This window comes from Halorubrum lipolyticum DSM 21995 (assembly GCF_000337375.1).
Classification (GTDB): Archaea; Halobacteriota; Halobacteria; order Halobacteriales; family Haloferacaceae; genus Halorubrum; species Halorubrum lipolyticum.
Window position 1 is genome coordinate 67,604 of sequence record NZ_AOJG01000018.1, and the last position, 20,870, is coordinate 88,473.

At 69.4% G+C, this 20,870-nt stretch carries 18 protein-coding genes; 14 read left to right on the top strand and 4 right to left on the bottom strand.

Going from position 1 to position 20,870, the window contains the following annotated elements; translation table 11 throughout:
- Positions 1–13 precede the first annotated feature (13 nt).
- The 8 genes from C469_RS07640 (at position 14) to C469_RS17180 (ending at position 7,856) form a co-directional block, all read left to right on the top strand.
- On the top strand, positions 14–502 hold the full coding sequence (locus C469_RS07640; protein WP_008005347.1) for a DUF7283 family protein: 489 nt from the start codon (positions 14–16) through the stop codon (positions 500–502).
- Entirely contained in the window at positions 483–923 is a 441-nt protein-coding gene (locus C469_RS07645) for a DUF7285 family protein (RefSeq protein ID WP_008005348.1), read from the top strand. The genes C469_RS07640 and C469_RS07645 overlap by 20 nt, the downstream gene beginning before the upstream one ends.
- Complete coding sequence (locus C469_RS07650; protein WP_008005350.1) at positions 920–1,654, top strand: DUF7284 family protein; 735 nt, start codon at positions 920–922, stop codon at positions 1,652–1,654. The genes C469_RS07645 and C469_RS07650 overlap by 4 nt, the downstream gene beginning before the upstream one ends.
- Complete coding sequence (locus C469_RS07655) at positions 1,648–4,929, top strand: DUF7286 family protein (protein ID WP_008005352.1); 3,282 nt, start codon at positions 1,648–1,650, stop codon at positions 4,927–4,929. Before C469_RS07650 ends, C469_RS07655 begins: the two co-directional genes overlap by 7 nt.
- A gap of 42 nt (positions 4,930–4,971) precedes the next feature.
- Positions 4,972–5,421 carry a DUF5791 family protein gene (locus C469_RS07660; RefSeq protein ID WP_008005355.1) on the top strand — a complete coding sequence of 150 codons (450 nt, stop codon included), beginning with the start codon at positions 4,972–4,974 and terminating at the stop codon, positions 5,419–5,421.
- Positions 5,418–6,347, top strand: a complete 930-nt coding sequence (locus C469_RS07665; RefSeq protein WP_008005356.1) for an NAD-dependent epimerase/dehydratase family protein — start codon at positions 5,418–5,420, stop codon at positions 6,345–6,347. The genes C469_RS07660 and C469_RS07665 overlap by 4 nt, the downstream gene beginning before the upstream one ends.
- 103 nt (positions 6,348–6,450) lie before the next feature.
- Positions 6,451–7,626 (top strand): DHH family phosphoesterase, encoded by a 1,176-nt coding sequence (locus tag C469_RS07670; RefSeq protein ID WP_008005358.1) that lies wholly within the window; start codon positions 6,451–6,453, stop codon positions 7,624–7,626.
- Positions 7,627–7,709: 83 nt separating this feature from the next.
- Positions 7,710–7,856 (top strand): hypothetical protein, encoded by a 147-nt coding sequence (locus tag C469_RS17180; RefSeq protein ID WP_008005360.1) that lies wholly within the window; start codon positions 7,710–7,712, stop codon positions 7,854–7,856.
- A gap of 51 nt (positions 7,857–7,907) precedes the next feature.
- On the opposite strand, the gene pan1 is transcribed toward C469_RS17180, so the two are convergent.
- Positions 7,908–9,125 (bottom strand): proteasome-activating nucleotidase Pan1, encoded by a 1,218-nt coding sequence (gene pan1, locus C469_RS07675; protein ID WP_008005362.1) that lies wholly within the window; start codon positions 9,123–9,125, stop codon positions 7,908–7,910.
- A gap of 140 nt (positions 9,126–9,265) precedes the next feature.
- On the opposite strand from pan1, the gene C469_RS07680 reads away from it, so the two are divergent.
- The 4 genes from C469_RS07680 to rad50 all read left to right on the top strand — a co-directional run bounded on the left by C469_RS07680 (position 9,266) and on the right by rad50 (position 14,178).
- Positions 9,266–9,529 carry a MarR family transcriptional regulator gene (locus tag C469_RS07680; RefSeq protein WP_008005364.1) on the top strand — a complete coding sequence of 88 codons (264 nt, stop codon included), beginning with the start codon at positions 9,266–9,268 and terminating at the stop codon, positions 9,527–9,529.
- Between the two features lie 288 nt (positions 9,530–9,817).
- Entirely contained in the window at positions 9,818–10,120 is a 303-nt protein-coding gene (locus C469_RS07685; protein ID WP_008005366.1) for a hypothetical protein, read from the top strand.
- Between the two features lie 66 nt (positions 10,121–10,186).
- Complete coding sequence (gene mre11 / locus C469_RS07690) at positions 10,187–11,473, top strand: DNA double-strand break repair protein Mre11 (protein WP_008005368.1); 1,287 nt, start codon at positions 10,187–10,189, stop codon at positions 11,471–11,473.
- Positions 11,470–14,178, top strand: a complete 2,709-nt coding sequence (rad50, locus tag C469_RS07695; protein WP_008005370.1) for a DNA double-strand break repair ATPase Rad50 — start codon at positions 11,470–11,472, stop codon at positions 14,176–14,178. Before mre11 ends, rad50 begins: the two co-directional genes overlap by 4 nt.
- A gap of 294 nt (positions 14,179–14,472) precedes the next feature.
- On the opposite strand, the gene C469_RS07700 is transcribed toward rad50, so the two are convergent.
- From C469_RS07700 to C469_RS17185, 3 genes are all read right to left on the bottom strand, one after another.
- On the bottom strand, positions 14,473–14,910 hold the full coding sequence (locus tag C469_RS07700; RefSeq protein WP_008005371.1) for a DUF7346 family protein: 438 nt from the start codon (positions 14,908–14,910) through the stop codon (positions 14,473–14,475).
- Between the two features lie 27 nt (positions 14,911–14,937).
- A complete protein-coding gene (locus C469_RS07705; protein WP_008005374.1) occupies positions 14,938–15,411 on the bottom strand; it encodes a DUF7322 domain-containing protein in 474 nt (157 codons plus the stop codon).
- Between the two features lie 62 nt (positions 15,412–15,473).
- Positions 15,474–15,647, bottom strand: coding sequence for a DUF7331 family protein (locus C469_RS17185; RefSeq protein WP_008005376.1), 174 nt, complete (start codon positions 15,645–15,647; stop codon positions 15,474–15,476).
- A gap of 101 nt (positions 15,648–15,748) precedes the next feature.
- On the opposite strand from C469_RS17185, the gene C469_RS07710 reads away from it, so the two are divergent.
- Together C469_RS07710 and C469_RS07715 are read left to right on the top strand one after the other, a co-directional pair.
- The gene (locus C469_RS07710) at positions 15,749–19,780 is read left to right on the top strand and encodes an intein-containing DNA polymerase II (RefSeq protein WP_008005378.1); all 4,032 of its coding nucleotides are present in this window, start codon (positions 15,749–15,751) and stop codon (positions 19,778–19,780) included.
- 133 nt (positions 19,781–19,913) lie between these two features.
- Entirely contained in the window at positions 19,914–20,834 is a 921-nt protein-coding gene (locus C469_RS07715) for an ABC transporter ATP-binding protein (RefSeq protein ID WP_008005379.1), read from the top strand.
- Positions 20,835–20,870: the final 36 nt, after the last annotated feature.

Genomic DNA, 20,870 nt, shown 5'->3' on the forward strand with positions numbered 1-20,870 from the left:
GGCCAGTCGCCTCGTGTTCGAGACCCACCTCGACGCCACGTACGCGTGGCTCGGTCTAGCGCTGGTAAGCGTCGCGACCGCCGGCGTCGCCGCCGCGCTCCCGGCCTCTCCGCCGCCGGACGCGAGCGGCGTCGCGCACACGATTGACTCGGTCGGCGACAGCGAGTACCCGACGACGGCGGAGCACGGGCTCGCCGCGGACCGCGTCCGTCTCACGGACCGCTCGATCGCACTCGACGGGGGAGGCGGGACCGCGCGGGCGACACTGCATGGACCGCGGATTACCCCCGTCCCGACGGGCCGAGAGGGAACGACCGACGACGATCGCCTTCGTCGGGTTCTGAGCGGCGTTCCGCCAGGCGCGGCGTTCGACGATTCCGACGCGTTCGCGGCCGCCGCCGAGCGCGCCCAGACGAGCGACCACGAGTGGCGTCCGGCGCCGGATCGACTAACGGTGAGGCGAGTTCACTACGGAGGAGAACATGTCACGCTGGTCGGCTGAACGGTCCCTCCGCGGAGAGGGATCCGAAGGCCGCGCCGCGGTCGAACCGATCGCCGCCCTGATCGCCGTGCTTGCCGTCGGCGCGGCCCTGGGCTTGTACGTCGTCGCGCTCGACGACGCGGCGCCGGATCGGGAGCGTCCGACCGCCGAAGCGACGCTCGATCGGGTCGAACCAGCCGTGACGACGGGCGGCGTCGTCGAGCCGGAACGGCTGCGCGGCATCGGTGAGTTCCGATACGCCGCGACCGTCGCGATCGAGGCTAACGGAGAGACGTGGACGGTCCGGTCCGGCGACGAGGCACCGGTAGCGGAGGACGGGCGACACACAGACGCGGTCGCGGTCGCCGAGCGGAAAGTAACCGTCAGAGTCGGAGTGGGGCGGAACGTCCGCGGAACGCTTCGAGCGGTGGTGTATCGATGACGAGCACCGTGCTCGACGTGACGGTACTGCTCCTCTGCGTCTCCGCGAGCGTCGTCGCGCTCGGTGCTGTCGACGGCGACCGGGGAGCGGCGGAGGCCGAAGCCGGCGAAGCCGCCGATCTGATCGCGACGGAGACGGTGACCGTGACGTACGCGTCGGACGAGGCGCCGAACGGGACCCGGACGGTCCACGCGACACGCGCCGAGCTGGTGGCGCTGGTGGCGGCCGAAGGCGGAGGAGACGGTGAGGAACACGCACGGAGAGAGGCGTTCGAGTCCGAGGCACTGTCCGCCGTCGAGCGGGGCATCGGACCGCGGACGCGGATCGACGCGGAGGTGGAGATGTCGCAGCCGAAGCGGGCCGCGAACGAAAGCGGCGGCGGAGCGGAGGGACCTTCGTCGGACGCCGCGGCCGGAGCGTCGCGTCGGAGCCCGAACGAGTCCGCGCTGCTGAGCGGGCCCGGGAGGTGGAACTTCGGTTCGGACGGAGTCGGTCAAAATCCGACCGGAGCGACCGGGACAGGCGTTCCGTGGCGTATCGATCGGGAGGAAGGCGGCGGCGGGAGATCCGAAACGGAGCGGCGTGAGATCGGGGCCGAACCTCCGGGTCCGATCGCCGTCGGGAGTGAGCCGCCGCGGGGCGCCGAGGTCACGGCCGCCGTGATCACGCACCCGATCCCGAACGACTCGGGTTCGATCGAGAGGGTCAGGATCGTGATCAGGAGGTGGTGAGCGTGCGAAATCGGTCGACAGACGAACGCGCGTCCGACACCGTATCGCGGTGCCGATCCTTCACCGTCGACGAGCGCGCGCGGGTCCCGTTCGCGCTGATCGGCGTGCTCCTCTTGGTGACGAGCTCGACGTACGCCGCGGGGATTGCGGACCAGGGGCTCGTCGGTGAGGACCGGAGCGTGGAACGCGCCGTCGAGCGCGTCGACGCCGATTCGACCGCCGCGCTCAGGGCCGCGGCGCGTCGGGCCGCGCACGATGCGGCCGCGGAGCCGGTGACGCGAGCGCCGGACGAGACGGCCGCCGGTTCGGAGGGTAGACGCGGAGCGACCGCGGTCCGAAACGGGTCCGCCTTCGAAGACGCGTTCCGGATCCGGCTCGCACTCGCCGGCGCCGAGGCGCTGTCGGCCGTCGACGCCGAAGTCGGTGACGTGACGGCGACGGCGTCGCTACCGACGGTGGACGACCCGAGCGGGCTGGCGACGGCGCGCGACCGGGTTCACGTCGAGTCCGCCGCGAACGGGACGGCGACGCGCGTGACGTTCGAAGGGATGGAAACGACCGCGACGCGGAACGGGCGCACGGTCGTCGACCGGACGGAGGACAGAACCGTCGTGGTGGCTGTGCCGACGCTTGCGGCGCACGAGCGGACGGAGCGGCTCGAGGAACGACTCGATCGAGGGCCGACCGAGGGACCGGGACTGGGCCGTCAGCTCACCGCGAGCCTCTACCCGATGACGTGGGCGCGCGGGTACGCGCAGTACGCGGGCGCACCGGTCGAGAACGTGCTCGCGAACCGGCACGTGGAGCTGTCGACGAACGCGGGGATCGTCCGGACGCAACGCGACGTGTTCGGCACGAGCGACCCGAACGCACGCGGGGGAGTGGCGCGTGCGACGGCGCGGACCGGCGTCACCGACCTGCTCAAACCGACCGGCGTCGACGAGGGGTCGTGGACCGAGGCCGTGCTCGACGCACCCACGCCGGGGGGAGGCGACGGCTCGAAAGCCGAGAGCACCCCGGAGGAGATCGACGGCGCGTTCGAGTCGGACGAAGACCGGGCGGGAAAGGGAACGTCGGTCGCAGTCGGTCGCGCGGCCGACGAGGGTGCGACGCGGGTCTACGACGATCTGGACGCGATCATCGAAGACGCGTACCGGGTCGAAGCGGGCGTCGAAGCGTCGGCGACGCAAGTGGCCGACGGCGGGCGTCCGACGCCGCCGACTCCATCTCCCTCGGAGTTCGTGACGGCCGGCGGCTGGGAGCGCGTCGACCTGACGCGGACCGAGCGGTCGCCGGACGTCTCGGGAAGCGGCGTGCCAGAGGGCGTCCCGTCGGAGACGGTCGATCCCGGCGAGCGCGTCTCGTTCGGCGTCGCGACCCGCGAGGCGACCGTCGAGCGCGTCGCGGTCGCGGAGTGGGAGCGGACGACGGTCGAGCGCGGTCCGAACGGGAGCGTCGTCGACGAGACGGTTCACCGGGAGACAACGCGCGACGCGGTCACCGACCGCTACCGGGTGCAGGTGTCGGTGGCGGGAGAGCACGCTCCGACCGACGAAGCGCCCGATCGGGCCGCCGCGACGTTCGGCGCGGGCGACGCGACCGACGGTCCCGACCTGCGCGACGCGCCGCCGGCCGCGCGGTCCGATCTCGGTGTCGACACCGAACGCGGCGTCGACCGGATCGCCGAGGACGCGGTCGACGGCGGAGCGGTGCGCGAGTCGACGACCGTCGTCGGGTCCCGTTCGGAGGCCGATCGGGACGCCGTCGCGGCCGACGTGGCCGCGCTCGCGAGCGAGGTGCGCGACATTGAGACCGAGGCGTCGATGGAGGACGCGGCGGTCGGTGAGGCCGAGCCGTACGTTGATCTCGCCGACGCGCTTCGCGACCGACGCGCGGAGCTCGTCGACGCGCCGGGGACGTACGACGGCGCGGTCGATCGGGCCGGGACCGCCGCCCGCGTCGCGTACCTCGACGCCGTGATCGACGAGCTCGAATTCGCCGCGGACGACCGGGAGCGCGCGACTGACGGGTTCCTCGACCGCGTGAACGGCGCGTTCGACGGCCCCGACGTGGGCGACGCGCTCGCCAGCCGCGAGGCCGCACGCGACTCCGGAACGTACACGGTCGGCGAGGACGGCCCCGGCGGAGCGGTGATGTTCGCACCGAACGGGTCTCCGGGATATCTCCCGCGGACGGCCGTCGACGGAGAGGCCGTCGACGGCGTAAACGGGACGACGACCCGACCGCTCGCGGTCCGAAACGTGAACTACGTCACCGTACCGTACGGGGAGGTGTCGAGCGGCGTCGTCGATCGGGTTCTCGGTACCCAGGACACGGTTCGGGCCAGGACCGCCGGGCGGTCGCTTCTCCTGGCGAACGAGGCGCTGGAGGCGGGCGACGACCCCGACCTGCGGGCGGATCGGGACGCGCTCGCCAGACAAGTGGACGGATCGCTGGACGAGGTGGACGGGGAACTCAGATCGACGCTCCGCGTTCGGACCTCGCTGTCGCGCGACGAGCGACGCAGGGCGCTCGACGAGGCCGCCGCGGACTACGGTTCGACGGGCGAGCGCGCCGTCGCCGTCGGCAACGGGTCCTATCCGGAGCGAGTCGCCGCCGAGGCCGCGAGCGTTGGGTCGCTGTCGCGGACGGCCGAAGAGGCGCTCGCCGCGAACCTGCGCGTCAGGGCCCGCACTGCGGCCGGGAGGGACGCCGTTCGGGTCCCCACTCGATTCGTCGACGAGACAACGAGCGGTGCTCGGGTCCTGCTCAGAGACCGGATGGAGAAAGCGATCGAAAGGGAGACGGCTCGGGCGGGCGAGGCGGCCGCCGGGAAGGTGAGCGAGAAGGCGGTGGAGGAACTGGGAGAGAAATGGTCGATGAAGCCCGCCCGCGCCGTCGGTGCGGGCCTTCCGGTCGCGCCCGTGCCGGGGTACTGGGTGACGACGGTGAACGCCTGGCGCGTGCAGGTCCGCGGTGAGTATCCGCGGTTCGCGCTGCGTGCCGACGTGGGCGCCCCCGGAGAGCGCTTCGCCTACGTCCGGAGCGAGGGCGACGTGACCGTCGACGTCGGCGGGGAGACGGTCCGGCTGGGCGAGACGGAGCCGGTCGCGTTCGAGACCGAGACGGTGGTCGCTGTCGCGGTTCCGGCCGGCCCGCCCGGCGTCGGCGACGTGGACGGAACCCGCGACGAGCGGTCCGGGGGGTGGCCGTGTCCCGGCGCGATGGGCGAGTCGCCGGACGGAGACGGCGAGGGGGCGTGTGCGGATCCGTGACCCGACCGCAGCCGTTTTGAGACGCCGCGACCGAGGGCGACCATGTTTCACGAGGTCGTCGCCGAGGGCGCGACGGGACCCGAACGCGACACCGGCGAAATGACCGCCGCGACGCTGCTCGCATCGTTCGAGACGCTGGTGAGCGAGGCGGTCGCGGAGGCCGGCCGCGATCGGATCGCCGAGGAGACCGGGATCGACGGGGAGCGTCTCGCCGCCGCCGCCGCCGGCGACGTCGAGGGACTTCGGCTCGAAGACGGGGTCGCGATCGTCGCCGTTCCGACCGACCGCGACGGCGACGTTCTCGTCGCCGAGGTCCGCGACCACCTGCTGATGGGAATGGCGACGGCGGTGCTCGACGTCGACACGATCGCCGCCGCGATCGACGCGGACCTCACGGGACAGGAGGTTCAGCAGGCGCTCGAGGGCCGCGCCGCGATGACGCTCGGCCAACTGGCCGAGATCATGGCGGTCATCGAGCGGCGAAAGCCATGAGGGTCGTCGTCGTCGGCTGCGGCTACGTCGGCCTCGAACTCGCCCGACAGCTCGCCGAGCGCGGCCACGCCGTGACGGGCGTCCGGCGGTCGGACGACGGGTTGGACGCGATCGAGTCGGTCGGGAAGTCAATGGACGAAGGCGAAGACGCGGGCGAGGTAGACGCCGTCCGCGCGGACGCGACCGACTCGGCGTCGCTCGACGCGCTCCCCGACGCGGACGCGGTCGTGTTCGCGGCCAGCTCCGGCGGTCGCGGTGCCGCGGCCGCCCGCGAGGTGTACGTCGACGGACTCGAGAACGTGATCGAGGCGTACGGATCGCGGGCGGCGACGCCGGACAGGCTCGTGTACACATCGTCGACGGGCGTCTACGGTGACCACGACGGCGCGTGGGTCGACGAGGAGACGCCGATCGAGCCCACGACCCAGAAGACCCGCGTCCTCGCCGAGGCGGAGCGGACCGCGCTGGAGGCGACCGCCGAGTTCGGGATCGACGGAACGGTCGCGCGCTTCGCGGGGCTGTACGGGCCGGACCGCTATCGACTCGACCGCTACCTCGACGGTCCGGTCACGGCCGGCTACCTCAACATGATCCACCGCGACGACGCCGCCGGAGCAGTCCGGTACCTCCTCGAAGCCGACCGCGCACGCGGCGACGCCGTCCTCGTCGTCGACGACGAGCCGGTCGACAAGCACGCGTTCGCCGACTGGCTGGCCGACGCGTGCGGCGTGCCGCGACCGGCGAAGCGGTCGAAGGCGGAGCGGATCGCTGACGGCGATCTCTCCGCGGCGGCCGAACGGCGGATCCGGACCAGCAAGCGCTGTTCGAACGACCGGCTGCGGGCCCTCGACTACGAGTTCGCGTATCCGACCTTCCGCGAGGGGTACCGCGACGCGGTGCGGGCGTTCAGAGCGGCGAACGAGTGAGTTCTCGGCCGCCGTGACCGGTCGAAACGGGTCTATCGCGTGTTGTCGGCGGGTCGAAACGGTAACGAACCTTGATGTACCGTGAGCGAGTCGACCGGGACGTATGTGGTCCCTGAGCGCGGTCGACGACCCGCTCTCGCAGGCTGAGGCGGTGGCGCGAGAGAACCCGGAGCTCGTCGTCGCGACCGCGGTCGTCGCGGCCGTCGCGATCGCCGGCGCGTACGTGTTGTTCCGCGCTCACAGGACGCCCGGCGTCAGGTTCCGTCGGCTGCTGGCCGAGCACGACGAGATCGCGGTGCTGATGCACCCGAACCCGGATCCGGACGCGATGTCGGCGGCGCTCGGCGTCGCGTCGCTCGCGGAGCAGCTCGACGTCGACGCGACGGTCCAATACCCCGGACAGATCCGCCACCAGGAGAACCGGGCGTTCCGCACGGTGCTCGATCTGGACTTGGAACCGATCGAGCACGTGAGCGACCTCGCGGCCGAGTCGGTCGTGTTGGTCGATCACAACGAGCCGCGGGGCTTCGCCGGCGCCGACGGCGTGCTCCCGCTCGCCGTCGTCGACCACCACCCCGGCGACGGGGCCGGTGAGGCGTTCACCGACGTGCGGACCGACTACGGCGCGACCGCCTCCGTCATCGCCGAGTACTTCCAGCAGAACGACGCGACGCCGGTGCCGCCGGACAAGCACGCGAGCGAGACGGACAGCGACCTCACGCTCCCCACCGACACGGCGACCGGGCTCCTGTACGGGATCCTCACCGACACCAAACACCTCACGGTCGGCGCGAGCGAGCCCGATTTCGCGGCCGCCGCGTACGTGTATCCCGGCGTCGACCAGGACCGGCTCGACCGGATCGCCAACCCGGCAGTCGACGCGGAGGTGCTGGAGGTGAAGGCGCGGGCCATCGCGGGCCGCCGGGTCGAGGGGTCGTTCGCGGTCGCCGACGTCGGCGGGGTGAACAACGTCGACGCGATCCCGCAGGCGGCCGACGAACTGATCCAACTGGAGGGGGTCAGCGCCGTCGTGGTCATCGGGGAGCGCGACGGGACGGTCCACATCTCCGGCCGGTCGCGGGACGACCGCGTTCACATGGGCAACGCCATCGACTCGGTCCTGTCCCACCGCGACAACGGCAACGGCGGCGGCCACTCGCGGATGGGTGGCGGAACGGTCGGCCCGACGATCGACGCGACGGACGACGAGGGGCCGAAAGCAGTGGACCGCGACGCGCTCGCCGACGACCTGTTCCGAGCGATGGCGGGCGACGTGTGAGCGGGGAGCGGGGCGGCCGGCCGGGAGCGCTGAAGCGCGAGACGGTCACCGATAGTTAAGTCAACGGCGGCGAAGCGACGGGTATGGATCTCGACCTCTCGATGCGCGATCTGCCCACCGACGACGGTTGGCGCGCGCTCGCCGGCGTCGGCATCGGCTACGCGATTGCGACCGGACTGATATTCGCGCTCTTCTTTATCCTCCCGTACGTGGTCCTACGGGCGCTGTAGCGACTAGCGACGAATCGGACGAACGGCGGAGAATCGGGACGGCGGGCCGCCTCAGGCGAACGCCAGCGAGTCGTCGGCGCCGGTCTCGTCGTCCTGCTGGAGCTTCTCGTGAGCCCCGAGGAAGTCGTCGAGCGTGACCTCGGTGCGGTCGTCGCGGATCGCGAACATCCCGGCCTCCGTGCAGATGGCCTTGATGTCGGCGCCCGAGGCGTCGATCGTCATCTCGGCGAGGTCGGTGAAGTCGATGTCGCTCGCGAGGTTCATCTTCCGGGTGTGGATCTGGAAGATGATCTCGCGGCCCTCGGTGCCCGGCTTGGGCACCTCGATGAGCCGGTCGAAGCGGCCCGGGCGGAGGATGGCGGGATCCAGCATGTCGAAGCGGTTGGTGGCGGCGATGATCCGCACCTCGCCGCGCTCGTCGAAGCCGTCCATCTCGGAGAGCAGCTGCATCATCGTGCGCTGGACCTCGGCGTCGCCCGAGGTCTTCGAGTCCGTGCGCTTCGAGGCGATCGCGTCGATCTCGTCGATGAACAGGACTGCGGGCTGGTTCTCGCGGGCGACCTCGAAGAGGTCCCGGACCAGCTTCGCGCCCTCGCCGATGAACTTGTGGACGAGCTCGGAGCCGGCCATCTTGATGAACGTCGCGTCCGTCTCGTTGGCGACCGCCTTCGCGAGCATCGTCTTCCCGGTGCCCGGCGGCCCGTACAGCAGGACGCCGCTCGGCGGCGTGATGCCCACGTCCTCGAACATATCGGGGTGTTCGAGGGGCATCTCGACGGTCTCGCGGACCTCCTGCATCTGGTCTTCGAGTCCGCCGATGTCGGCGTAGGTGACGTCGGGGGAGTGCTCGACCTGCATCACGCGGGCGCGCACGTCCGTCTCCTTCTCCAGCTTCTTGACGACGGACAGCGAGTTGTTCACCGCGACCCGGTCGTCCGGGTTGAGCTTCTCGCGCATCTCGGCGGTGATCTCGGTGAGCGCCTCCTGGTTGTTCCCGTGCTGTTTGATGACGGCGCCGTCGGGCGTGACCTCCTGAACCGTGGCCACGAACAGCGGGGACTGCTTCAGCTTCTTGTTCTCGTGGGTGAGCCGCTCGAGCTTCTGCTGGTACTTGTTGTTCTCGGCGTTCGCGTCGAGGAGCTTGTCGCGCATCTCCTCGTTTTGCGACTCCAGCACGTCGAGCTCCTCTTGGAGGGACTCGATCTTCTCCTGTCTCGACGCCGACCCCTCGTCGTAGGGCAGCTCGACGTCGTCGACGGTATCGGTCATTGTGCGTAATAAGGCGTCTCGCGCGTAAGAGGTTTCGGGTGGGGGAGAGTTAGCGAGGAACAGTCACCCGATAGATGCCCATCAGTAATTAAATAGGATAGTAAATATTATCTAACGGCATGAGATATGGAGAGGTACGCATGAGCACCACCGACGCCGTCGCCGCCGACGAGGACGTTACCGACCGCTGGAGCGCCGTCCGGGATCTGCCGCCGAGCGCGAAGCTCGTCGCGAAGGTCCTCGACTACAACGACACGCTCACGCAGAGCGAGCTCGCCGAGGAGACCCTGCTTCCGCCCCGGACTGTCAGGTACGCGCTCTCGCGGCTGGAGGAGGAGGGGGTCGTCGACTCCCGGTTCTCCTTCGCCGACGCCCGGAAGCGGCTGTACACGCTGTCGGTGTGAGCGGCGAACGGGACCGATCCGCTCCTCTCTCGCACCCGTCTCTCCGCCCCAGCCTCGTCTCTCCGCCCCAGCCTCGTCTCTCCGCCCCAGCCTCGTCTCTCCGCCCCAGCCTCGTCTCTCCGCCCNTCTCTCCGCCCCAGCCTCGTCTCTCCGCCCCAGCCTCGTCTCTCCGCCCCAGCCTCGTCTCTCCGCCCCAGCCTCGTCTCTCCGCCCCATCTCTCCGACTCAGCCTCCGCCTTCTCCCCTCCGGGAGCGACCCCTTATCAGCGATAGCGACCCAGGCCGCCCATGGTCTCGACCGTCGCCGTCAAGCGGGCGCTCTCGGCGTTAGCGAGCCGAACCGACACCGCGACCCGACCCTCCGTCGCCGTGATCGACGAGGCCGACGCCGCGCGGTCCGATATCCGGCGGGCCGCGTCGTTCGTCGACGCCGACGGGCTCGACCGGCTGGACGAGGCGATCGCCGCCGCCGAGTGCGCCGGTGACGAGGCCGCCGCCGAGCGCGGACGCGAGGCGCGCGCGGCGTTCCGTCGGTTTCGCGAGGCGGTTGGCGACGGCGGAGGGCGCGGCGATACCGAGGTCCCGCGGTAACCCGCCAGACCACTTCCGCTCCGCCCCCGGAACCCCTAAACCCGATACCGGCCAACACCCGGGCAGATGACACGGGTGATCCACACCGGCGACACCCACGTGGGGTACGCGCAGTACCACTCACCGGTCCGACGGCGGGACTTCCTCGACGCGTTCGCGGCCGTGATCGACGACGCGATCGAGGGGGAGGTCGACGCGGTGGTCCACGCCGGCGACCTCTTCCACGACCGCCGGCCCGAACTCGACGATCTGATGGGAACGATCACGGTCCTCCGCCGGCTCGACGACGCCGGCATCCCCTTCCTCGCCGTGGTCGGGAACCACGAGTCGACGCGGGGCGGCCAGTGGCTCGATCTCTTCGAACGGCTCGGGCTCGCGACGCGGCTCGGCGACGGGCCGACCGTCGTCGGCGACACCGCCTTCTACGGGCTCGACCACGTCCCCGTCTCCCGCCGCGACGACCTCGACTACGCGTTCGACGACCACGACGCGGAGTACGCCGCCCTCGTCGCACACGGGCTCTTCGAGCCGTTCGGCTACGCGGACTGGGACACCGAGGAGGTGCTCGCGGAGAGCACGGTCGCGTTCGACGCGATGCTCCTCGGCGACAACCACACGCCCGACGTCGCCGAGGTCGACGGAACGTGGGTCACGTATCCGGGGTCCACGGAGCGCGCGAGCGCGAGCGAGCGCGAGGGACGCGGCTACAACCTCGTCACGTTCGACGCCGACGCCGCCGGAGGCGACGACCGCGTCGAGATCCGACGGCGGGCGCTCGACACCCGCCCGTTCGTCTTCGTGGAGGCCGACCTCCGCGAGGGCGAGGGCGCGGCGCGAGTGCGCGAGAACGTGCGCCAGCACGACCTCGACGACGCCGTCGCCCTCGTGAACGTGACCGGCGAGGGCGACCCGGTCACGCCGGCCGCGATCGAGGAGTTCGCGACCGACGAGGGGGCGCTGATCGCTCGCGTGACGGACCGCCGCGAGGTGGAGACGGACGCCGAGATCGACGTGAGCTTCGCCGACCCCGAGGACGCCGTGCGGGAGCGAGTCGAGGAGATGGGACTGTCGGCGGCCGCGCTCGACGTCGAGGAGGCGGTTCGCGCCGACACGGTTCCGGACGCGAACGTTAGAGAGACCGTGAAACGGCGGGTCGAAGAGCGGATGGACGACCTCGACGCGTTCGAGGGCGGCGAACCGGGCGGCAACGGCGAGGGAGACATCGACGTTGACGACGAAGGAGACAGCAACGCGAACGAAGGAGACGCCGAGACCGATAGCGACGCCGCCGAGCAAGCGAGTTCCGAGACGCCCGGGACCGACGGGCAGGTTTCCATGGAGGACTACCTGTGAACTTCGACCGGATCCGACTCGCGAACTTCAAGCCGTACGGCGACGCCGACCTCCGGCTGACGGAGGGCGTCACGGTGATCCACGGGCTCAACGGCAGCGGGAAGTCCTCGCTGTTAGAGGCCTGTTTCTTCGCGCTCTACGGGTCGAAGGCGCTCGACGGCACGCTCGAAGACGTGATCACGAACGGCGAGGAGGAGACGGAGGTGGACCTGTGGTTCACGCACGACGGCGTCTCCTACCGCGTCGAGCGACGGCTCAAGGAGTACGACGGCCGGATAGACCACCAGTGCACGCTCGAGGCGACGGACGGGAGCGACGTGACTCGCGACGGCGCGCGGGCGGTGCGGGAGTTCGTCACCGAGCTGCTCCGGATGGACGCCGAGGCGTTCGTCAACTGCGCGTACGTCCGGCAGGGGGAGGTGAACAAGCTGATCAACGCCACGCCGCGCGAGCGGCAGGACACGATCGACGACCTGCTCCAGCTCGGGAAGCTGGAGGAGTATCGCGAGCGCGCCGGCGACGCGCGGCTCGGCGTCGAGGACGTGCTGGAGAACCGCCGCGGGCGGCTCGATCAGCTCGACGACCAGATCGCGGCGAAAGAGGAGAAAGAGCTCCACGACCGGCTCAACGGGCTCGAAAGCGATCTCTCGGACGTCGCCGACGACATCGACCGCTACGAGGCGCAGCGAGAGCAGGCGAAGGAGACCCGCGAGGCCGCCGCCGAGACGCTGTCGGCTCACGCGGAGAAGCGGGAGGAGCTGGAGTCGGTCGAGGCAGAGGTCGACGAGATCGGAGCAGCGATCCGCGAGGCGGAGCGCGAGCGCGACGAGCACCGCGACGCGATACGGGACGCCCGCGAGCGGATCGAGGAGATCGAGGCCGCGATCGACGATCGACTCGACGACGCCGGGCTCGACGCGGCGACCGACGAGGCCGTCGCCGAGCGCCGGGCCGAGCTCGACGACCGGGAGGCGGAGATCCGCGAGGAGCTCGATGACGAACGAGTGAGCGCCGAGGCGTTCCGCAACCAGGCGACGAACCTCGCCGGGAAGGCCGACGACCGCACCGAGCGCGCCGCGGAGATCGAGTCCGAGGCCGACGACCTCGCTGACGAGGCGGAGGCGGCCGCGGACGAGGCCGACGAGCGCGAGTCCTCGATCGGGGAACTCCGCGAGGAGGCCGAGGGCCTGCGCGATCGGTTCGCGGCCGCCGACGTCGACGTGGACCGCGACGGCGTAGGTGACGAACGCGAAAGACTCCGCGAGCGCCGCGGCGAGGTCCGCGAGCGGATCGCGGAGCTGTCGGCGGAGCTGAAGAACGCCCGCGAGCGCGTCGAGGAGGCCGAGGAGCTACTCGCGGCGGGGAAGTGCCCCGAGTGCGGCCAGCCCGTCGAGGACTCGCCGCACGCCAGCGGGATCGACGAGGACCGCGAGCGGGTCGCCGAGCTGGAAACGGAGCTGGAGGACGCCCGCGAGCGCGAGAGCGACCTCGACGAGCGGATCGCAGAGCTGGACGACCTCGCGAGCGCGGCGGACCGCCTCGACGAGATCGACGGGGCGGCGGACACCCTCGAGGAGCGGATCGAGGAGAAGCGCTCGGAGGCGGAGCGGAAGCGGGAGGCGGCGGCGGAGAAGCGCGAACGCGCCGAAGCCCTCCGCGAGGAGGCCGAGGAGACCCGCGAGGTCGCCGCGCAGAAGCGCGAGGAGGCCGAGGCGGCCGCGGCGCGTGTGGAGGAGCTCGAGGACGCGGTCGCGGCGGTCGACGACGCGCGGGAGGCGGTGACGGCGATCGAGGAGCGGCGCTCGGCGGTCGCGGACGCGGAAGACGAGATCGAGCGTCGACGCGAGAAGCGCGAAAATCTGACGGAGGTGAACGACGAGCGGCGCGACCGCCTCGGCGACAAGCGCGAGCGGCGCGACGAGCTCGCCGCCGCCGTCGACGGGGACGCAGTCGAGGAGGCGAGAGCGAAGAAGGAGCGGGCCGAGGAGTACCTCGAGAAGGTCGACGGGGAGCTCGACCGACTCGCGGAGCGGCGGACGGAGCTGGAGAACGCTATCGGCGGGGTGAAGGGAGAAATTCGGGAGCTAGAGAACCTCCGAGCGGAGCGCGAGTCGCTCGCGGAGCGGGTGGACGCGCTCGAAGCGCTCCACGAGGAGACGAGCGATCTGGAGGCGATGTACGGCGACCTCCGGGCGGAGCTCCGCCAGCGCAACGTCGCCGAGTTGGAGCGCACCCTCAACGAGACGTTCGAGCTCGTCTACGGCAACGACGCCTACTCGCACATCGAGCTCGACGGCGAGTACGTCCTCACCGTCTACCAGAAGGACGGCGAGCCGCTCGACCCCGAGCAGCTCTCCGGGGGCGAGCGCGCGCTGTTCAACCTCTCGCTGCGCTGTGCGATCTACCGGCTGCTCTCGGAGGGGATCGAGGGCGCGGCGCCGACGCCGCCGCTCATCCTCGACGAGCCGACCGTCTTCCTCGACTCCGGGCACGTCTCCCGGCTCGTCCGGCTCGTCGAGGAGATGCGCGGGTTCGGGGTGCGTCAGATCCTCATCGTCAGCCACGACGACGAGCTGGTGGGCGCGGCCGACGAGCTGGTGACGGTGGAGAAGGACCCGCGCACGAACCGGTCGACGGTGCGGCGGGAGGACGCCGCCGCGCTCGACGCCGACGAGCTCGACATCGCCGAACTCGCGGACGACTGAGCGGACGGTCTCTCCGGCGTTTCTCTTTATAAATATCCGACTGCATCGCGATCGGTGGGAAACGGCGGCGATACCGTTACCGACAGAGACACCGGGACAGCCCACACCGCCCACCTCGGCGCGCCTGCGAGCGCCCAGCGGGCGCGAGCAGCCCGCGAGGGAGGCGGCGGGTCGGCGCGACACCGTCCGCGCCGACCCGTCCGCCGAGGCTGGGGAGGCGCGAGGCATACGCTCGGCCGAACGAGGCACGGGTACGAACAGCCGCGAATGGTCGCGGGTCGCGTTTATAAACGGTTACTCGTCCGCCGACCCGCCCCGCAACAGCCCCAGCGCGTCGACCGCGACCGGCGTCGCCTCGTAGCCGCGTCGGCCCGCGACCTCGGCCTCGTCGATCAGGCCCGCCGCGCGGAACTCCGTGAGCGTGCCGTGGAGGTCGGACTCGCACATGTCGGCCGCGTCGAGGAGGTCGATCGCGGCGATCGGTCCCTCGTCGACGACGACCGCGAGCAGCCCCAGCGACCGGTCGTCCCGGACCGCTCGGAGCGTCCGCCGAACCGGAGCCGGCACGCCCGAGGCCGCGGTCGCGAGCGGCGACTCGCCGTCGACGACCGAGAGCTGGTCGTTGTCGACGTACCGCTCTTCGCCGGTGGCCGGGTCCCGGACCCGACTCGACTCGGCTGAGCGTTTCACGAGGAGGTACGTCTCGCCGGCCGCGTCACGAACCGTCTGCATGGATCGGAGAGAGCGGTCGCGCGGGCATTACGCTTCCGGGGGCGTCGCGTCGGTATCGGATTCGGGGGCGTCATCGGACTCGGTGGGGGACTCAGACCCGGTAGCGGACTCATCGCCGAGGCCGTCGTCACCCTCGTCGTCTCCGGAATCCGACTCCGCCGCCTCCCGCGATCGCTCCCACGACCGGTACGTCTGGTAGGTCCGAACGCCCGCGAGGAGCCCGGCGACGAACAGGGCCGGACCGATCCGCGACCACCCCTCGAAGAACCACAGCATCGGCCCGAGCGCGACGAGAAGCACCGCGGCGTTGGCGTAGACGACCGCGACGACGAACGCGCGGAGCGTCCCCGAGTCCACGTCGCTCGCGCCTTCGAAATCGCCGCCGTCGTCGAACGTCTTCACCGAGGGCGCCTTCGGGATGTCGGGCGTCATCTCCCGTTCGGCGTCGGAGCTCTCGCCGAAGGAGACCTCGCCCTCGTCGTCCTCGTCGAGACTGAACACGCCGGACGTACGCGGGGACGGGGCAAAGGGGTTCCGTCCGAACGGAAGCGACGGAGCGCCGGTCAGGTCGCGTCGGCCAGCCGGACCGTTCGGCTCGCCTCGACCCACGCGAGGGGGTTCGCGGCGTCGAAAAGCACCACGTTCCCGTCGTCCTCGTACACCTCCACCTCGGCGTCGACCGCGTCGGAATCGGCCGTGCGAGCCGCCTGGGGTTCGGAACGTGGGTCCGAAGACATGGACCGTGGTATGCCGTCACACATTATATGCCTTTCCGTGGCGGGACTCCTCGCCGCACCCGAAAGCCGAGTTTTTTAGCCGGGTGCGCCGAAGCACGGATATGACTCAGTCGGGGCTGTCGGACTTCTCGTCGTCCGGAGACGCGGGCGACGGGTCGGAGGACGGCACGGAGGCCGAACGGGAGGAGCTGGCCGCACAAGAGGCGGCCGTCGTCGCCGGCGGCGGGCGCGGACACGTCAGCGACGTGGTCGACGTCGACGAGGCGAAGTTCCCGGAGTCGACCGGGACCGTCGAGCTGATGATCACCCAGATCGACTACGCCGTCGAGGGGTACGGCAGCGACGAGTACCCGGTCGTCCACGTGTTCGGCCGGCGGCCGGCGGAGAACGTCGGCGGAGACGGCGAGGAGGACACCGTCGAACACCTCCGCGTGCTCGGCGTCGAGCCGTACTTCTACGTCCCTACGGCCGACCTCGACCGCGACCCGGTCGAGGAGTACGACGTGGTGATCGGGACGCGCGAGGAGAACGTCGACGGCGAGCCGTACGAGAGCATCCGCGGCGAGGCGCTCACTCGGATCGTCACACGCACGCCCCGCGACGTGGGGAACATCCGCGACGACTTCGCGACCAGCTTCGAGGCGGACATCCTCTTCCCGAATCGCTTCCTGATCGACAACGGGCTCAACGGTGGACTCCGGGTGGAAGAGCGTCGGCTCGACGACGGGGAGGGGACGATACAGGTCCATGAGGGGATGCTCGAACCCGCCGCGGTCGACGCCGAGATGCGGGTGAACACCTTCGACATCGAGGTCGACGACCGTCGCGGCTTCCCCGAGGACGGCGAGGAGCCGATCATCTGTCTCACCAGCCACGACTCATACGACGACGAGTACGTCGTCTGGCTGTACGACGCCCCCGAGGCCGAGGTGCCCCCGCCCGAGGACCTCCCCGACTACGAGGGGATCGTCGGCGACGGCGAGGAGCTCGAATTCAGGGTCGAGACGTTCGAGGCGGAGGCCGCGATGCTCGACGCGTTTATCGAGTACATCGACGACACCGATCCCGACCTGCTGACGGGGTGGAACTTCGAGGACTTCGACGCGCCGTACGTCCTCGACCGGCTGGAGGTCCTCGACGACGGGAGCCAGTACGACCTCTCTGTCGACCGGCTCTCACGGATCGGCGAGGTGTGGCGCTCCGGGTGGGGCGGTCCGGACATCAAGGGTCGGGTCGTCTTCGACCTGCTGTACGCGTACAAGCGGACGATGTTCACGGAGCTTGAGTCGTACCGGCTCGACGCGGTCGGCGAGCGCGAGCTCGGCGTCGGCAAGGAGCGCTACACGGGCGACATCGGGGACCTCTGGGAGCAGGACCCCGAGCGCTTACTGGAGTACAGCATCCGCGACGTGGAGCTGTGTGTCGAGATCGACCGCAAGCAGGACGTGATCGCCTTCTGGGACGAGGTGCGCACCTTCGTCGGCTGCAAGATCGAAGACGCGCCGACCCCCGGCGACACCGTCGACATGTACGTCCTTCACAAGGCGTTCGGGAAGTTCGCGCTCCCGACGAAGGGGCAACAGGAGTCGGAGGATTTCGAGGGCGGCGCCGTCTTCGACCCGATCACCGGCGTCAAGGAGATGGTGACGGTCCAGGACCTGAAGAGCCTCTATCCGATGTGCATGGTGACGATCAACGCCGGCCCGGAGACGAAGGTCGACCCCGACCAGTACGACGGGGAGACGTACGTCGCGCCCAACGGGACCCACTTTCGGAAGGAGCCGGACGGGATCATGCGCGAGATGGTCGACGAGCTGCTCTCCGAGCGCGAGGAGAAGAAGTCGCTCCGGAACGACCACGACCCCGGTACCGAGCCGTACGAGCAGTACGACCGACAGCAAGCTTCTGTAAAGGTTATTATGAACTGCTTCACGCCGGACACCGAGGTCGTGACTCCCGACGGCGTACGGTCGATCACGGAGTTGGAGGTCGGCGACGCCGTGTACTCGCTCGATCCCGAGACGGAGGAGATGGCGGTCAAGACCGTCGAGGAGACCCACGCGTACCCCGACTACCGAGGTGATCTCGTCGACATCGAGACCTCGAAGATCGACTTCCGCGTGACGCCGAACCACCGGATGCTCGTCCGGAAAAACGAGACGAACGGGATCACCGAAGACGGGTACGGTTTCGTGGAGGCCGGCGATCTCGACGGCGCGACCAACTACGAACTCCCCCACGACTGGGACGGACCGGACGGCGAACGGGTCAAGGAGGTCGACCTGACCGAGCTCGTCGACGGCGAGTACGAGGTGTGGGTCCGACCGAGCGTCCACGGCCACACGTTCACCGCCGAACTGGGATGGACACCGCGGCGCGTGCCGAAGGCGGACGTCGGCGAGACCGGCTACGTGTTCACGGCGGCGGAGTTCGAGGAACACCGCGAGTACGTCGAGTCGGTGTGTGAGCGAAGCTACGTTCACCGCGAGCCCGGGCGGAAGTGGATCCCGCGGACGTTCGACGGTGACGACTTCCTCGAACTGCTCGCGTGGTACGTCACGGAAGGAAACGTGTACACCTCAGAGGAGAAGCGGTTCGGCGACAACCTTCGCGGCTCCGCGACCACGATACAGATCGCGCAGGACGCCGTGGCGGACGGCGGGGACTCCGATCACGAGACGATCGGCGACCTCCTCGACCGGATGAGGTTGGACTACTACGTCGACGACCGCAGCTATCAGTTCACCTCGGAGCTGCTCGGGGATTTCCTCCGGGACCGCTGCGGCGACGGGAGCTTCGAGAAGCGGCTCCCGGACCGCGTCTTCGAGGCGACGAGGGCGCAGAAGCGCGCGTTCTTGGAGACGCTGATCGACGGCGACGGCGACCGGCAAACCGGATCGTGGCGGTACACGACGTCGAGCGAGGAGTTGCGGGACGACGTGCTCCGCCTCTGTGCCCACCTCGGGCTCACCGCGAGCTACAACCGCGACAGCGGGAGCTGGCGGATTTACGTCACGGAAGACGGGAAGAACACGCTCCGGATGCACCGGAGTGGGTCCCGGAGCGAGGCCGAGGACGGCGTCTACTGCGTGACCGTCGAGGACAACCACACGCTCCTCGCGGGACGGAACGGGAAGTTCCAATTTGTCGGCCAGTCGTTATATGGAGTGACGGGATGGGATCGGTTCCGCCTGTACGACAAAGAAGGCGCAGCGGCCGTCACGGCGACCGGTCGCGAGGTCATCGACTTCACCGAGGAGGCCGCAGAGGAGCTTAATTATCAGGTAGCTTATGGGGATACTGACAGCGTTATGTTATCTTTGTCTGACATGTCGAAGGAGAAGGCGATCGAGACCTCCTTCGAGATAGAGGACCACATCAACGAGCGCTACGACGATTTCGCGCGCGACGAGCTCAACGCCGAGTTCCACCGCTTCCAGATCGAGTTCGAGAAGCTCTACCGGCGGTTCTTCCAGGCGGGCAAGAAGAAGCGGTACGCCGGCCACATCATCTGGAAAGAGGGGAAAGACGTCGATGACATCGACATCACCGGCTTCGAGTACAAGCGCTCGGACATCGCCGGCATCACGAAGGAGGTCCAGCAGAACGTCATCGAGACGATCGTGACGGGCGACGACATCGACGAGGACTTAGAGGAGGTGAAGGCGTACCTCGTGGACGTCATCGCGCGCGTGCTCGACGGCGACATGGACCTCGACGAGATCGGGATCCCGGGCGGGATCGGCAAGAAGCTCGACGCCTACGACACCCCGACCGCGCAGGTCCGGGGCGCGAAGTACGCCAACCTCATGCTCGGGACCAACTTCGGGAGCGGGTCGAAGCCGAAGCGGCTCTACATCGAGAAGGTCCACCCCGACTTCTGGCAGCGGATGGAAGACGAGGAGGGGCTCGACCCGCAGCGCGACCACCTGTACGGGGAGTTCAAACGCGATCCGGACGTGATCTGTTTCGAGTACGCCGATCAGGTCCCCGACGAGTTCGAGGTCGACTGGGAGAAGATGCTGGACAAGACCCTTCAGGGGCCGATCGAGCGCGTGATCGAAGCGCTCGGGATGTCCTGGGAGGAGGTCAAGACGGGCCAAGAACAGACCGGACTCGGCTCTTTCATGTAGTCTGCTCGCTTCTGAGAAAGCAGTTTTCGATCGTTGGAAAAAATCTTAACGGATTCGAGAGTTTTGACGGGGAGATGCGTAACCATTAACCCCCTCAACCACCACCGTAAACGTACGAGGCACGAGAATACATATGGCTACTCTCGAAATCAACGATCTTCACGCACGAGTGGCGGAAGAGGACGGTGAACGCATTCTTCGTGGGGTCGACTTGACGGTCGAGTCAGGGGACATCCACGCGCTGATGGGCCCGAACGGCTCCGGCAAGTCGACGCTCGCGAAGGTCATCGCCGGCCACCCCGCGTACGAGGTCACCGGCGGCGAGGTCCTCCTGCATCTCGACGAGGCGGACGTTGCCGACATCGACGCCGAGCTCGACGACGAGGACTACCACTGGGAGCTGCTCGAGTTGGAGCCCAACGAGCGGGCCGCGCTCGGGATCTTCCTCGGGTTCCAGTACCCGGCAGAGATCGAGGGCGTCACCATGACGAACTTCCTCCGGCAGGCGCTCAACGCGAAGGCAGACGAGCGCGAGGAGCTGTTCGAGGACGAGGACGCCGCGGAGGCCGACGCGGACGACGACGAGGGGGGGTACGACACGTCCCCGATGGAGGGCCCCGCGGACGACGGCGAAATCGGCGTCGCCGAGTTCCAAGAGATCCTCTCTGAGAAGATGGAGCTGCTCGACATGGACGAGAAGTTCATGCAGCGGTACCTCAACGCCGGTTTCTCCGGCGGCGAAAAGAAGCAGAACGAGGTCCTGCAGGCCGCGATGCTAGAGCCCGCCGTCGCCGTGCTCGACGAGATCGACTCCGGGCTCGACATCGACCGGCTCCAGGACGTCTCGAAGGGGATCAACGCGCTCCGCGACGAGCAGGGCACGGGCGTCCTCCAGATCACGCACTACCAGCGGATCCTCGACTACGTCGAGCCCGACCACGTCCACGTAATGTTAGACGGTGAGGTCGTCAAAAGCGGCGGCGCGGAGCTCGCCGAGAAGCTCGAGGACGAGGGGTACGACTGGGTCCGCGAGGACGCGTTCGAGGCGGCGTAACCGAATCCAGTCACGCGATACACGTAAATCAGGCAA